The 14,601-nt window shown below is 74.0% G+C and carries 14 protein-coding genes; 9 read left to right on the forward strand and 5 right to left on the reverse strand.

The features are described from left to right. Positions 1–75 precede the first annotated feature (75 nt). The 5 genes from ACGH7X_RS35815 (at position 76) to ACGH7X_RS35835 (ending at position 5,222) form a co-directional block, all read left to right on the forward strand. On the forward strand, positions 76–1,101 hold the full coding sequence (locus tag ACGH7X_RS35815) for a LacI family DNA-binding transcriptional regulator (protein WP_399893652.1): 1,026 nt from the start codon (positions 76–78) through the stop codon (positions 1,099–1,101). A gap of 142 nt (positions 1,102–1,243) precedes the next feature. After that, positions 1,244–2,545, forward strand: a complete 1,302-nt coding sequence (locus tag ACGH7X_RS35820; RefSeq protein ID WP_399893655.1) for an alpha/beta fold hydrolase — start codon at positions 1,244–1,246, stop codon at positions 2,543–2,545. 55 nt (positions 2,546–2,600) lie between these two features. Further along, positions 2,601–3,344, forward strand: a complete 744-nt coding sequence (locus ACGH7X_RS35825; RefSeq protein WP_399893658.1) for a PIG-L deacetylase family protein — start codon at positions 2,601–2,603, stop codon at positions 3,342–3,344. A gap of 49 nt (positions 3,345–3,393) precedes the next feature. Next, positions 3,394–4,314 carry an RNA polymerase sigma factor SigJ gene (sigJ, locus tag ACGH7X_RS35830; protein WP_399897578.1) on the forward strand — a complete coding sequence of 307 codons (921 nt, stop codon included), beginning with the start codon at positions 3,394–3,396 and terminating at the stop codon, positions 4,312–4,314. Positions 4,315–4,370: 56 nt separating this feature from the next. Beyond that, positions 4,371–5,222: a pentapeptide repeat-containing protein gene (locus ACGH7X_RS35835; RefSeq protein ID WP_399893661.1), complete on the forward strand. Its 852-nt coding sequence runs from the start codon at positions 4,371–4,373 to the stop codon at positions 5,220–5,222. On the opposite strand, the gene ACGH7X_RS35840 is transcribed toward ACGH7X_RS35835, so the two are convergent. After that, positions 5,184–6,743, reverse strand: coding sequence for a cytochrome P450 (locus ACGH7X_RS35840; RefSeq protein ID WP_399893663.1), 1,560 nt, complete (start codon positions 6,741–6,743; stop codon positions 5,184–5,186). The genes ACGH7X_RS35835 and ACGH7X_RS35840 overlap by 39 nt on opposite strands. A 122-nt stretch (positions 6,744–6,865) precedes the next feature. On the opposite strand from ACGH7X_RS35840, the gene ACGH7X_RS35845 reads away from it, so the two are divergent. Beyond that, entirely contained in the window at positions 6,866–7,474 is a 609-nt protein-coding gene (locus tag ACGH7X_RS35845) for a TetR/AcrR family transcriptional regulator (RefSeq protein ID WP_399893666.1), read from the forward strand. A 107-nt stretch (positions 7,475–7,581) separates the two neighbouring features. Next, entirely contained in the window at positions 7,582–8,307 is a 726-nt protein-coding gene (locus ACGH7X_RS35850; protein ID WP_399893668.1) for a DUF2470 domain-containing protein, read from the forward strand. On the opposite strand, the gene ACGH7X_RS35855 is transcribed toward ACGH7X_RS35850, so the two are convergent. From ACGH7X_RS35855 to ACGH7X_RS35870, 4 genes are all read right to left on the reverse strand, one after another. Then, positions 8,275–9,495: a lactonase family protein gene (locus ACGH7X_RS35855; RefSeq protein ID WP_399893671.1), complete on the reverse strand. Its 1,221-nt coding sequence runs from the start codon at positions 9,493–9,495 to the stop codon at positions 8,275–8,277. The genes ACGH7X_RS35850 and ACGH7X_RS35855 overlap by 33 nt on opposite strands. 208 nt (positions 9,496–9,703) lie before the next feature. Continuing rightward, positions 9,704–10,765 (reverse strand): hypothetical protein, encoded by a 1,062-nt coding sequence (locus tag ACGH7X_RS35860; RefSeq protein ID WP_399893674.1) that lies wholly within the window; start codon positions 10,763–10,765, stop codon positions 9,704–9,706. A 32-nt stretch (positions 10,766–10,797) separates the two neighbouring features. Next, positions 10,798–12,054 (reverse strand): aromatic acid exporter family protein, encoded by a 1,257-nt coding sequence (locus ACGH7X_RS35865; RefSeq protein WP_399893677.1) that lies wholly within the window; start codon positions 12,052–12,054, stop codon positions 10,798–10,800. Between the two features lie 105 nt (positions 12,055–12,159). After that, positions 12,160–12,654, reverse strand: a complete 495-nt coding sequence (locus ACGH7X_RS35870; RefSeq protein ID WP_399893680.1) for an FBP domain-containing protein — start codon at positions 12,652–12,654, stop codon at positions 12,160–12,162. A 226-nt stretch (positions 12,655–12,880) separates the two neighbouring features. Between ACGH7X_RS35870 and ACGH7X_RS35875 the strand changes: the two genes are divergently transcribed. Beyond that, entirely contained in the window at positions 12,881–14,170 is a 1,290-nt protein-coding gene (locus tag ACGH7X_RS35875) for an ROK family protein (RefSeq protein WP_399893683.1), read from the forward strand. 72 nt (positions 14,171–14,242) lie between these two features. After that, positions 14,243–14,584, forward strand: a complete 342-nt coding sequence (locus tag ACGH7X_RS35880; protein WP_399893685.1) for a hypothetical protein — start codon at positions 14,243–14,245, stop codon at positions 14,582–14,584. Positions 14,585–14,601: the final 17 nt, after the last annotated feature.

A 14,601-nucleotide genomic window follows, 5' to 3' on the forward strand; every position in this document is an offset into this window, starting at 1 on the left:
CCGGGGCGCCGCGGGTAATGTGAAGGTTCTGCGGCCGCCCCCCATACCCAGCTCGACCTCGGAGGTCCCTGCCCGATGGCCCATTCCGTGGGTATCAAGGACGTCGCCCGCGTCGCCGGAGTATCCGTGGGCACGGTCTCCAACGTCATCAACCGCCCCGACACCGTCGCGACGCAGACCCGCGCGCGCGTGCTGTCCGCGATCGACCGGCTCGGCTACGTCCGCAGCGAGTCCGCGCGGCAGCTGCGCGCGGGCCGCAGCCGGATCATGGGACTGCTCGTCCTGGACATGGGCAACCCCTTCTTCGTCGACGTCGCGCGGGGCGCCGAGCGGGCCGCCCGCGAGGCCGGGCTCGGCGTGATGGTCTGCAACAGCGCCCAGAACCCGGGTGAGGAGGCCGAATACCTCTCGCTCTTCGCCGAACAGCGGGTTCGCGGTGTGCTGCTCACCCCGGCCGACGCCACCGGACGCAACATCGAGGGCTTCAGGCGCCACAACATCCCCTTCGTGCTGGTCGACCGGGTCGCCGAGGGCACCACCGAGTGCTCGGTCTCCGTCGACGACGTCGCGGGCGGCGCGCTGGCCGTGCGCCACCTCGTGGACGCCGGGCACCGCTCCATCGCCTACGTCAGCGGTCCGCCCGGCCTCAACCAGGTGCGCGACCGCCGCACCGGCGCCCTCAGCGCGCTCGCCGAGGCCGGGCTCGGCCCCGACGCACTGCGCGAACTGCCCACCGAGCGGCTCGACGTCGCCGCGGGCCGGGACGCCGGCGCCCGCCTGCTGGGCCTCGCCGACCGGCCGACCGCCGTCTTCTGCGCCAACGACCTGCTCGCCCTCGGTGTCCTCCAGGCCATGTACGCCGCCGGAGTCCGCGTCCCCGAGGACCTCGCGATCGTGGGCTACGACGACATCGAGTTCGCCGCCGCCGCGGCCGTCCCGCTCACCTCCGTGCGCCAGCCCGCCGTCACCATGGGCGCCATGGCCGCCGAACTGCTCCTGGAGGAGACGGAACTGGAGGGCACCGACCGGACCCACCCGCACCGGAGGGTCGTCCTCCAGCCCGAACTGGTGGTGCGACGCTCCAGCCTCGCCGCCCGCTGACCGGTCATTCAGCACGATTTCATGATCCCGGGGGTCGGCGGCCGCAGGACCGTGTGCTGAACTGGGACACGGCCGAAAGAATCGGCCGTCGCATCCGTCCGTCAGACCCGCACCGTCAGATCCGTCCGCCCCGGGAGCCCCCTTGAGCGTCAGCTACCGCCAGCCAGGCGTCGTCCTCACCGACCGCCGTTTCACCGTGCCCCTCGACCACGCCGACCCCACCGGGGAGACGATCGAGCTGTACGCCCGCGAGGCCGTCGCGAGCGACAAGGCACACCAGGACCTGCCGTGGCTGGTCTACCTCCAGGGCGGCCCCGGCTTCGGGGCGAACCGTTTCATCGGCCGTCCCGCCTGGCTCGGCCGCGCCCTCAAGGAGTACCGCGTGCTGCTCCTGGACCAGCGCGGCACCGGCGCCTCCACGACCGCCAACCGTCAGACGCTCCCGCTGCGCGGCGGCCCCGCCGAGCAGGCCGACTACCTCGCCCACTTCCGCGCCGACGCCATCGTCCGCGACTGCGAGGCCATCCGCCCGCAGATCACCGGCGGCGCCCCCTGGACCGTCCTCGGCCAGAGCTTCGGCGGCTTCTGCACCGTCGCCTACCTGTCGCTGGCCCCCGAGGGCCTGAGCGCCGCTCTGATCACCGGCGGTCTGCCCTCCCTCGACGCCCACGCCGACGACGTCTACCGGGCCGCCTTCCCCCGCATCGAGCGCAAGGTCGTCGCGCACTACGCCCGCTATCCGCAGGACGTCGAACGCGCCCGCCGCATCGCCGACCACCTGCTCACCCACGACGTGGTCCTGCCGAACGGCTACCGGCTGACCGTGGAGGCCTTCCAGTCCCTCGGCATCATGCTCGGCGGCAGCGAGGGCAGCCACCGCCTGCACTTCCTGCTGGAGGACGCCTTCGTCCGCACCCCGAACGGCCACGAGCTGTCCGACGCCTTCCAGGAGGAGGCGCAGGGCCTGCTGTCCTACGCCGGACACCCGCTCTACGCCCTCGTCCACGAGGCCTGCTACGGCCAGGACGCGCGGCCCACCGACTGGTCCGCCGAGCGGGTGCGCGCCGAGTTCCCGCGCTTCGACGCCGCCAAGGCCCTGGCCGGCGACGAACCGCTGCTCTTCACCGGCGAGTCGGTCCACCCCTGGATGTTCGACTGCGACCCGGCACTGCGCCCGCTGCGCGAGACCGCCGAACTGCTCGCCGCCCGCACCGACTGGACGCCCCTGTACGACCCCGCCCGCCTCGCCGCCAACGAGGTGCCCGCCGCCGCGGCCGTCTACCACGACGACATGTACGTCGACACCGTGCACGCGCTCACCACCGCCCGTGCGATCCGGGGCCTGCGCACCTGGGTCACCGACGAGTTCGAGCACGACGGCGTCCGGGCCGGCGGCCCGCGCGTCCTGGACCGGCTGCTCGCGCTCGCCCGCGACGAGGCGTGAGCGGCGAGGCCCGAAATCCGGGTGCGGCGCCGGCGGCCCGGGTTAGTGTGCGGGCATGACGGAGCCGACGATCACGCAACTGGAGCCCATGCCCGGGGACTGGCGCCGCGCCCTGGCCGTCGTGGCCCACCCGGACGACCTGGAGTACGGCTGCTCGGCGGCGATCGCCGCGTGGACCGACGAGGGCCGCGAGGTCGCCTACGTGCTCGCGACCCGGGGCGAGGCCGGCATCGACACGCTGGCGCCCGCGGAGTGCGCCCCGCTGCGTGAGCGGGAGCAGCGGGCGAGCGCGGCCGTCGTCGGGGTGAGCGAGGTGGAGTTCCTCGACCACAAGGACGGTGTCATCGAGTACGGCACCGCGCTGCGCCGCGACATCGCCGCCGCGATCCGCCGGCACCGGCCCGAGCTGGTCATCACCATGAACCACCGGGACACCTGGGGCGGCGTCGCCTGGAACACCCCGGACCACGTGGCCGTCGGCCGGGCCACGCTCGACGCGGCGGGCGACGCCGGCAACCGCTGGATCTTCCCGGAGCTGACCGACCAGGGCCTCGAACCGTGGGACGGCGTGCGGTGGGTCGCGGTCGCCGGCTCCTCCTCGCCCACCCACGCGGTGGACGCCGCGCCGGGTCTCGAGCGCGCGGTGCGCTCGCTGCTCGAACACCGGACGTACATCGAGGTGCTGACCGACGAGGACCCGGAGACGTACGTGCGCGGATTCCTCACCGGCTTCGCCCAGGCCGCGGGGGAGCGGTTCGGTGGAAAGCCGGCCGTGACCTTCGAAGTCTTCGGACGGTAGCGGCGTGGCGGGGGAGCGGGACGAGCGGGACCAGCGGGGGGAAGACGGCGTGCATGGTGTGCGGGGCGCGCAGGCGCAGCAGCGTCTGGCGGAGCGGTTCGAGGAGCACCGCGGGCAGCTCAAGGCGGTGGCGTACCGCATGCTCGGCTCCCTGGCCGAGGCGGAGGACGCCGTGCAGGAGGCCTGGCTGCGGCTCGACCGCACCGGCGGGGACCGCGTCGACAACCTCGGCGCCTGGCTGACCACGGTGACCGGCCGGATCTGCCTGGACCTGCTGCGTTCGCGCACCGCCCGCCGCGAGGAGCCGCTGGCCGAGGGCTTCGACACCTTCGTGCCGGACCCCGTGGTGCGGGCGCTGCCGCGGACCGATCCGGAGCAGGAGGCCCTGCACACCGACTCGGTGGGCATCGCGCTGCTGGTGGTGCTGGAGACCCTGGAGCCGGCCGAGCGGCTGGCGTTCGTCCTGCACGACATGTTCGCCGTGCCCTTCGACGACATCGCGCGGGTCGTCGAGCGCAGCCCGGCCGCCACCCGGCAGCTGGCCAGCCGGGCCCGGCGCCGGGTGCGCGACGCGACCCCCGCCGCCGAACCGGACCTCGGCCGGCAGCGCCGGGCGGTCGAGGCGTTCCTGGCCGCGAGCCGCGCCGGTGACTTCGAGGCCCTGGTGTCCGTCCTCCACCCGGACGTGGTGCTACGGGCCGACGCCGGTGTGCTGGCCCGGGGCGCGGCCGCGTCGAAGGTGGTGCGGGGCGCGCGGACGGTCGCCACCGGGGCGTTCCACTTCCGTCACCTCGCCGGGCTCGCCCGCGTCGTCCTGGTCAACGGAGCGGTCGGCACCGTCGCCGTGTCCGGGACAGGCGTGCAGTCCGTCACCTACGTCACCGTCGCCGACGGACTCATCACCGGCCTGTACATCCTGTCCGACCCAGAGCGCCTGGCCGACCTGGACCTTTCCGCACTGGAGGCCTGACCGGGGCCGGTGGCCGTCGGCGCCGGGGCACCCCGGCGGACCGTATCCTCGTCGGCATGCGAGAACACACGGCGGACCCGGCTGCGGATCCGGCAGACCCGGCGGAACTGCGTGCCGACTGCGAGCGGTGCTTCGGCCTGTGCTGCGCGGCCCTGCCCTTCGCCCGCTCGGCGGACTTCGCGATCGACAAGGACGCCGGAACGCCCTGCCCGAACCTCCGCACCGACCACCGCTGCGGCATCCACGCGAGGCTGCGGGAGAGCGGCTTCAGCGGCTGCACGGTCTACGACTGCTTCGGCGCCGGGCAGCGGGTCTCGCAGGTGACCTTCGGCGGCCAGGACTGGCGCACCGGCCCGCCCGAGCGGGCCCGCCGGATGTTCGACGTCTTCCCGGTGGTCCGCCAACTGCACGAGCTGCTCTGGTACCTGACCGAGGCGCTGACCCTGCCCGCGGCCCGCCCGGTCCACGCCGATCTGCGCCGCGCCCTCGCCGACACCGAGCGCCTCACCGCCGGTACCCCCGACGAGCTGTCCGCCCTGGACGTGCCCGGGCACCGGCAGCGGGTCAACGTGCTCCTGCTGCGCACCAGCGAACTCGTGCGGTCCGGCACCCGCGGCCGCAAGAAGAACCGCCGGGGCGCCGACCTGATGGGCGCCCGTCTGAGGGGCGCCGACCTGGCGGGCGCCGATCTGCGCGGGGCCTACCTCATCGCCGCCGACCTCAACGGCGCGGACCTGCGCGGCGCCGACCTGATCGGCGCGGACCTGCGGGACGCCGACCTCACGGACGCCGACCTGACCGGCGCCTTCTTCCTGACCCAGCCGCAGCTCACCGCCGCCCGGGGCAGCGCCGGAACCAGGCTGCCGGAGTCAGTCACGCGCCCGGTGCACTGGACAGCCGGGTCCTGAGGGGACGTCCCCGGTGACCGGGGCCTGCTCGGGCACCTTTCGGGGCGGGCCGGAGGCGGTCCGCCGGTCCAGACGCAGACGCAGACCCTCCGGCATCAGCGTCAGCCGCTCGGTCACCCGCAGCCGGTAGTCCGGGTCGGGCCGCAGCTCGTAGCGGCGCAGCAGCAGTCCCAGGACCAGCGTCGCCTCGTGCAGTGCGAACTGCCGTCCGATGCACGCCCGGGCCCCCGTCCCGAACGGCTTGTAGGTGTGCGGGGCGCGCGACCGTACGGCCTTCGCGTCGAACCGGTCCGGGTCGAACCGTTCGGCGTCCGGCCCCCACACCTCGGGGTCGCGGTGCAGCATCCCCGTCAGCACCAGCGCCCAGGCACCGCGTCGCATCGGATACGTGCCGCCGAGCACCGTGTCCCGGCGGGCCTCCCGGGCGAAGGCGGGCGCGGTCGGCCACAGCCGCAGCGACTCGTCCAGCACCCGGCGCAGGTAGCGCAGTTTGGCCACCTGCTCGTAACCGGGCGCGTCGGTGTCGCCCCAGACGCGGTCCACCTCGGCCCGGGCCCGGGCGGCGACCTCGGGGTGCCGGGACAGGTAGTGCAGGGCGAAGGAGAGCGCGCCCGAGGTGGTCTCGTGGCCGGCCACCAGGAAGGTGATGACCTGGCGGCGGACGTTCTGAGGCGACAGCCGTTCACCGGTCTCGGGGTGGGCCGTCTCCAGCATCCGGTCGAGCAGGTCGCCGTCGCCGCCCCTGCCGCCCCCGCCGCCGGCCGCCCGGCGTTCGCGGACGAGGTCGTCGACCGTGCGGTTGAGGAACGCGATGTCGGCGGCGTTGCGCCGGTTCGCGCCGCGCAGCAGCCAGGGGGCGAGCGGTGCGGGCACCGTGTTCAGCCGCTGCGCGTAGGTGAGCGTGCCCACCATCGCGGTGACGAAGGGATGGGGGCGTGCGCGTTCGAAGGACCCGAAGTCGTGCCCGAAACCGGTGCGCGCGATGGTCTCCAGCGTCAGCTTGGTCATGTCGCCCGGCACGTCCACCGCCCGCCCCGACGCCCGGGCCCGGTCCCAGTGCTCGGTGAGCCGCGCGGCCACGTCCAGCATCATCACGTGGTACCCGGCCATGGCCTCGCGGCTGAAACCGGGCGCCAGCACGTCGTGCCCGAGCTGCCAGTTGGGCTCGTGGTTGTACGCCGTGAACAGCCCGTCCCCGGCCACCGGCCGCAGGTTGGCCACGCCCAGGCCCACGTGCTTGGCGAAGCGCGTCTCGTCCGCCAGGTCGGCGGCGAGGGAGGCACCCCACACGAACACGAACTCCTTGCCGAAGGCCCGCCGCCGGAAGACCGGGCCCAGCTGCCGGGCGTACCGCAGCGAGTCCTGCATCGGGGTGCGCCTGCTCGCCCCGACCACGTCCCCGAGCAGGGGGAGCCGGTACGGCGGGCGGGGTATGCGGTGCAGTTCGGGCCAGCCCAGCTCGGCGCTGCGAAAGCCCCTGGGCAGTCCGTCCGGTGCCAATGTCTTCGTCGTCTCCGCCATGACGCGATCTCCCTTGACGCAGCGGCGTGTTGCACGAGCCGGGGCCAGCGTGTTGTACATGGATTCAATAACGCGGCCCAGTCTCGTCCCGTTGTTGAACCGACGTCAAGTAAGGTGCGGGCATGGCCGCGAAACAGGGGGAGCGCACCCGCCGCAGGCTCAGCACCGGGGAGCGTCGGGAGCAGTTGCTCTCGGTGGGGGCGCGGCTGTTCTCGGAGAGCCCCTACGACGAGGTGTGGATCGAGCAGGTCGCCGAGATCGCCGGGGTCTCCCGAGGGCTGCTGTACCACTACTTCCCGAACAAGCGGGACTTCTTCGCGGCGGTCGTCGAGCGCGAGAGCGAGCGCATGCTGCGCATGACGGCGGCCGTGCCGGGGGTGCCGGTCCGCGAGCAGCTCACCGCGGGCCTCGACGCGTACCTGGAGTACGTCCGGGCCCACGCGCACGGCTACCGCGCCTTCCACCGCGCCGACGCGACCGGGGACCAGGCCGTGCGCCGGGTCTACCGGCGGGCGCTCGCCGCGCAGGAGCGGCAGATCCTCGCGGCGCTGGCCGCCGACCCGGAGTTCGGCCCGGCCTTCGAGGAGCGCGGCGACGTACGGCTGGCGGTGCGCGGCTGGCTGGCGTTCACCACCGCGGTCTGCCTGGAGTGGCTGCGGGACCCGGAACCCGCCCGCGCACAGGTGCGTGACCTGTGCGCGCGGGCGCTGTTGGGTGCCATCGCGCCCTGAGCCCGCGATGCGGGAGCGCGGTGGGATCGCGCGTCGTGGTTGGCGCGCTCTCCGATCTCCGATAGGTTAGGTGAGCCTTACCTAATGACTGCTGAACGGAGGTTGGGATGGGTGACAGCCACACCTGGACGGCCGCGCCCGCCGCGGCGGAGCAGGCCCGTTCCGTGCTCGCCGCCGCCTGGTCCTGCGCGGTGACCGCGGAGGGCGGCCGCGAGGAGTTCGTCGGCGCGCACACCGTGGCCGACGACGGCCGCGTGCTCCTGCACGTGCCCGAGGACAGCGCCCTGCTCGCGGCCGCCGTCTGCGCGCCCCGCGGGGAGCCGTCCGCCGTGCTGGAGTTCGCAGACGTGGCGCCCGTCCCGGTACGGGGGCGGATCAGGGCCCGGCTCTGGCTCGCCGGCTGGTTCGCCGTGCAGGACGGGCACCTGGCCTTCCGGCCCACCCGCGTGGTGCTGCGGCGGCCGTCCGGTGCCGTGGTGGTCGACGTCGACGACTTCACCGCCGCCGCGCCCGATCCGCTGGCCCTGGCGGAGGCCCGGCTGCTGACCCATCTCGCCGACTGCCACGGCGACGCCGTCCAGCGGCTGACCCGGCTCGTCGAACCCGACGGCCTGCACGGCGCGGTCCGGGTGCGGCCGCTCGCCGTCGACCGGCACGGACTGACCCTGCGCATCGAGCGCCTGAGGGACCACGGCGACGTACGGCTGCCCTTCCACGCCCCGGCCGACGACATCGCACAGCTCACGGAACGGGTGCACGTGCTGCTGTCCCAGGCGAGCGCCGCGTCCTGCCCCCGGGCCCTACAGCGGCAGCGCACAGACGGCGACGGGTGAGGGGAACGGCTCTCCCGCGGGCCGCAGTTCGCCACCGTCGGCCACGTGGAACACGCTGACGGTGCCGGACCTCTGGTTCGCCGCGAACAACAGCCCGCCGTCGGGGGAGAAGGCGATCTGCCGAGGGAAGTCCCCGCCCACCGGCACCGTGCCGAGCGGCCGGAGCCGGGCCCCCTCGGCCTCCACCGCATAGCGCGTGAGGCTGTTGTGCCCCCGGTTGGCGAGGAAGGCGTACGAGCCGTCGGACGTGACCAGGATCTGCGCCGGGTGGTTGGTGCCGGAACCGGTGCCGGTGGACTGCGCCTCGCCGATGCTCAGGCGTCCCGTGTCCGGGTCGTAGGCGCAGACCGCGACGGTGTTGTCGACCTCGTTGGCGAGATAGGCGTGGCGTCCGCCCGGGTGGAAGGTGAGGTGGCGCGGCCCGGCACCCGCCCGGGTCCGTGCCCGCGCGACCTCCTCGAGGGTGCCCGCGCCCTCGTCCAGGCGGTAGGTGTAGACGGTGTCCGTGCCGAGGTCCACGGCGAGGACGTGGTTCCCGTCCGGGCCGGTGACGATCTGGTGGGCGTGCGGACCCCGCTGCCCCGGTCCTGGCGGGGGAGTGGAGTGCGTGACCAGGCCGGTGCGCTCGCCGAGCGCGCCCGAGGCGTCGATCGGGTGCACGGCGACGCTGCCCGAGCCGTAGTTGGCGCTCAGCAGCCAGCGCCCGCCCGGATGCACGGACAGGTGACAGGGCGCCTCTCCGCCGGTGCTCCGGCTGCCCAGGACCCTGCGGTCGGACAGCCGGACGGCGCTCACCGCGCCGTCCTCGCGCTCGTTCACCGCGTACAGGACGCGGCCGTCGGGGTGCACCGCCAGGTAGGAGGGATCGTCCACCTCGGCGAGGACGCCCCGGCCGGTGACCCGGCCCGTCCCGGGGTCGTAGTCGGCGAGCCCGATGCCCTTGCCGCCGCCCTCGACGGAGGTGTAGGTGCCGGTCAGGAGCGGGCGCGGCCCGGCGGACTCCCGTTGCCTGCCCGACGCGCCCGCGCTCGCCCCGGGCGCGGTGGGCGTCGTGGACGGCGCCGGTGAGGACGCCACGGGGTCCGACGGAGCACCGCACGCAGCCGCCGCGGGGAGCGCAGCCGCCGCGGCGGCCGTCCGCGCGAGCAGCCCGACGAACCGCCGCCTGTTCCAGCCGTCACCGCTCATGTCCGCGCTCCCCTGCCCGTTCCGCCCCTGCCCGATCCGCAACTGCCCGTCCGCCCCTGCCCGTTCCGTCCCCTGGCGGGCGCCGTCCGTCGCCTGTCGCCGTCCTGTACGGGTTCGCCCGGTGCGACCTTGAGGGGTGCCGCCCGTTTCCGTCGTCGCGGCTCGTGTCCGCGCCTCCGGTCCCGTCCTCCACCAGCCCCCCCGTCCCCTACCAGTCGCCGTCCTGGACCGGCTCGCCCGGCGCGTCCTTGAGCGGCTTGACCTGCGGGGGCGTGGGCGCCTGCCACGGCTCGTGGTCGTCCCCGATCCAGTCGCCGACCGGCTTGACGTCCTGGAGCGGCCCCGTGGGGGCGAGATCGTGGGCGTCCTGGTCGTAGTAGTCGTACCAGGGCAGGCCGGCCCGGGTGTACGCGGCCCGGTCCACGGGGGAGGGCGGCGGCGCCTCGCCGGTGATGCGCTGCCACTCGGGAGGCGTCACCAGGTGCACGAAGACCCGGCCGGCCGGAGCCTCGGCCCAGTCCGTCAGCGGCCGTTGGTCGCGGTACACCTCCTGGCGCATGGAGCCTCCGACGCCGAGCCCCATGGCCGGTGCGGAGCGGGGCCGGGCCGCGCCTCCGTAGGCCGGGGCCGCACCCGGGGCGGCGGGGGCCGACGCCGGCATCGGGGCACCGAAGGCTCCGCCCGACCGGGCCCGCCTGCGCGTCGCCTCGGCACGGCGCCGCTCCTCCTCCTTCTCCTCCCGCCAGCGGGCCAGCTCCGTGTCGTTGAGGGGGCGGGCCTGCAGCTGGACGCCGCCCCAGACCTCCTCGCCGGTGACCTGGCCCTCGACGGTCGCCCCCATGCCGAGTGGCACCGCCACGAACTGACGGACCGTGCCCGTCCCGGAGTTGATGCCGTCCAGCCAGGGCTGGCGGGGCAGAACCACGTAGTTCTGCGGATCGCGGGACAGCCGGTCGCTCCAGGGCCTGCCCGAGACCGCGCACACCTTGCCCACCCCGACCTGGAGGGCGGCGGGCTCCCTCGTGCCGGCGAAGCTCAGCCACATGGCCTCACGCAGGTACACCGGCAGCATCACGCCGCCGCGCGCCCGCCACGCCTCGGGCACGGTGTCGGCGTAGTCCGAGACCCGGCGGACCGGGAACTCGCCGAGCCCGGGCGGCAGCGGATGGGTGCCCGTCTCGGGCAGTCGCATGGTGCGGATGAAGCGCACCGCCGCACCACCCGGCAGCAACAGCCGGTTCCCGTCGATCCGCACGCTGGTGTCGGTCATCCGAACGCCCCCTCATCCCTGTGGACTCTTCCTCAATGGGAACGCCGCGCGGCGCGGCCGCGGTTCCGTTTCCGCCACAGCGCCCGCACCCGGTCCCACAGCCGGGTCAGCCGCGGCATGCGCTCGCGCTGCTCGCGCGTGTGGTGGTCCAGCTCCTCCAGGAGCCGGCGGGAGCGGTGCTCGGTGTCCATCTCGTCGATGATCCGGTTGACCTCGGCCAGCACCGCGCCCCGCAACTGCCACTGCCGTTCGTCGCGCCTGACCTCCTCCAGAAGCAGGACGGCCAGCCGGTCGCGGGTGGCCGCGGCCTGCCGCAGCTCGGTGGACAGCCGCTCCTCCGCGGACTCGGCGTCGTCACTGGCGCTGGTGGTGACCAGCACCGAGAAGCTCACCACGGCGTCGGCGATCTCCGACAGCAGCTGCTGGATGGTCGCCCCCGTCTCCGGCGGGAACAGGGGCTCGGGCTCACGCTCCTTGGCGAGGTCGGTGAAGGTGCGCGCCAGGACCCGCATGACCACCGTGCAGATCTCCAGGGTGTCCAGACCCGTACGCAGCACCACCCGGTGGAGCAGCCCCTCGCGCACCCGGGGGTTGAACCGCAGGCTGTCCTCGGCCTGGCGGAGGTCCTCGTCCACCTCGCCGATGTCGTGGTCGAGCCGGCGGGCCTCGTGCAGCCGGGCCGCCGCCTCGTGGAACGGCGTGCTGTCGGCGGCCTCCTCACCCATGCGCAGCATGAGCTGGCGCACCTGCCGGGCCAGCCCCACGATCGACTCGCCCGCCTGCTCCACCCACACCGGAGGGGCGAGGATCAGGTTGAAGACCAGCCCGACGATCGCCCCGATCAGGGTTTCCACCACCCGGGCCCACGCCAGGCTGCCGTGCGAGGTCACGCCGAGCACCAGCATCGCGCTGATGGCCACCTCGGCGGTGAACTCGTGCGCCCGCACCAGATGCCCGACACCCAGCGCCGCCACGATCAGCAGGGCCAGGCTCCACCAGCTCAGCCCGACCAGCTGGCTGAAGGCGATGGCGACCAGCACACCGGCCACCACGGCGTTCACCCTGCGGATGCTCATCTTGAGCGTGGCGTACAGGGTGACCTGGACCACCAGCAGCGCGGTCAGGGGAGCGGTGAGCGGCGCCGCCGACTTGTCGGGGGTCAGCCGCACCGCGATGACGTAGGCGATCGAGGCCGCGGCGGCCGAGCGCAGGGCCTGCACGACCATGGGGTCCCGAAGCCACTTCACCCGCCGCAGAGTCGACCCCACGGCCTCACGCACATCCCGCATCCTCGGGCTGTTCCCTTCCGCAGGCGCCTCGAACGTGTCCGATCAGGACGGTAGCCGGACGCGGACGGCCGGGCCCCTCTCACGCGCCGTGCGCCGCCGGACGGGTCAGGCCCTCACCTTGGCGACGAAGGCGGACAGATTGCCCAGTGCCCGGGCGACCTGCTCCTCCAGCGTGAGGCTCTCCTCGAAGCGGGCGCCGCTCTGCGACACCTTCTTGCCCCGCAGGTACAGGGAACACGCGAGGTCGGTGCACATGTACAGGCCGACCGAGTTGCCCTCGCGGCCGGCCGCGCCCGCCTTGCGCGCCGTCATCAGCGACACACCGCCCCGGGGATGGGTGGTCAGGCACAGCGCGCACATGCTGCGCTGGAAGTAGCCGCTCCGGGCCGGCTGGAACCGCAGGGCCACACCGGTGAGGCCCCCGTCGTGGTCGGTGACCAGATAGCTGCGGTCGGGCGCCCCGGGGTCCCGCCAGCCGAGGAAGTCGAGATCGCCCCAGGGACGCTCGTCGAGATCGCGGGGGACGGCCAGGCGCTTGGTCTCGCCCTTCGAGCAGTTGATGAAGGAGGTGCGGATGTCCTGTTCGACGAGTGCTCTCATGGGAGCCTCCCCTTTGTATGTCGATTCGTATGTCGAATGCGTATGTCGACGTGGCAAGAACCTAGGGGTTCTAGGTTTCCACCTAGCGTAGATAGCCGACAGGGGAAGAGGCCAGCGCATTTTCGGCGGGCGCGAGTTCATAGCATGAATTAAGGGCAAAGGGAAGTCGCGTGCGGCAGTCCGGCAGAGGTATGTTGCAGACCGGGCACGGTACGGGAGGAGCCACATGGCGGGGCGGAACGGGCGCACGGTGCGCGACCTCAGGAGGGCCAACCGTACGGCCGTGCTGCAACGGCTCTACTTCGACGGACCGCTCAGCCGCTTCGAGCTGGGCCCGGCGACCGGCCTCAGCTCCGGTTCCGTCAGCAACGTGGTCGCCGACCTGGTCGCCGACGGACTGGTCGAGGAGGCCGGCAGCGTCGACTCCGACGGCGGTCGGCCCCGCACGCTGCTGCGCGTGGCCCCCGCCAGCGGCCACATGATCGGCGTGGACGTCGGCGAGACCCGGGTGCGGGTCGAGCTGTTCGACCTGACGCTCACGGAACTCGCCCGCGCCGAACACCCGCTGGCCGAGCAGCGGTACGACGTGGACGTCATCGTCGGCCACATCCGCGACGGCATCGCCGAGGTGCTGGCCACGGCCGGACTCCCGCCCGAGCGGCTGCTCGGCGCCGGGATCGGCGTCCCCGGCATCGTCGAGCACACCGCCGACCGCGGTGCCGTGGTGCACGGCCAGACCATCGGCTGGGACGCGGTCCCGCTGGAGGCCCTGCTCCGGGCCGGGTCGCCGTTGCCCGACACCGTGCCTCATCTCATCGACAACGGCGCCAAGACCCTCGGCCAGGCCGAGATGTGGTTCGGCGCCGGACGCGGCGCGCGCAACGCGGTCGTGGTCCTCTTCGGCTCCGGCGTCGGCGCCAGCCTCGTCACCCCCGAGGTCGAGCAGGGCCGGGCGGTCGAATGGGGCCACCTGACGGTACGGGTCAGGGGCCGCCGCTGCCGCTGCGGAGCGCTCGGCTGCCTGGAGGCGTACGCGGGCGCCGAGTCACTGCTGGCCCGCTGGCGCGAGGAGGGCGGCCGCGTGCCGGAGGGCACCGACGAGGAGACCGCCCTCACCACGATGCTCGCCGCCGCCTACCCGGCCGAGGGCGGGACGGCCGATCCGGTCGCGCTCGCCGTCCTGGAGGAGACCGCCGAGTACCTGGGCGCCGGCCTGTCCGACCTGATCAACCTCTTCCAGCCCGAGCGCATCCTCATCGGCGGCTGGGCCGGCCTCCAGCTCGGCACCCGCTTCCTGCCGGCCGTACGCCGCCACGCCGTGTCGTACGCGCTGCGCCACCCCGCCCAGAAGGTGACGGTCGACCTGGGTCGGCTCGGCCCCGACGCCGTCACCGTCGGCGCCGCGATCCTGCCCCTGGCCGACTTCTTCGCGCGCGGCGGCCGGCGCCCCGAGCCGGCGCCCGAGTACCCGGTCCCCGCCTGGCGCACCGCGCTCGAGGAGCGGGCCCCGCACTGAGGTTTCGCCGGTCACCGCGGCGGTACCCGATGCCGCTCGGGCGACCGGCAGGACCACGGGAAGGAGCGCGCCGTGACCCATCACCGCCACGAGGGACCGGGTGAGAACGGTGATCCCGTCCCGCGCGACATGCCCGATCAGCAGGCCGGCATCGACGACGACCCGTGGGAGGCCGCCGCGCCCACCCGCGAGCAGCTCGAACACCGTCAGGGCGACGAGAGCGACCGGCGCGAGGGCGAGGGCGAGGAGCACACGGAGGCCGACGACGAGGCCGGCGGCGAGAGGGCGGAGCAGCCGGACGGGTCCGCCACCGACGTGCCCGACACGGACGAGGCGGGGACGGGCCGGCAGGGCGCCCCGCACTCGGGCAACGTGAACCCCGAGCACCCGGTGCCCGACGAGTCGTCCGGCTGACGACGTCAAGGAGGCAT

It is taken from the genome of Streptomyces sp. BBFR51 (assembly GCF_044591655.1).
Lineage (GTDB): Bacteria > Actinomycetota > Actinomycetes > Streptomycetales > Streptomycetaceae > Streptomyces.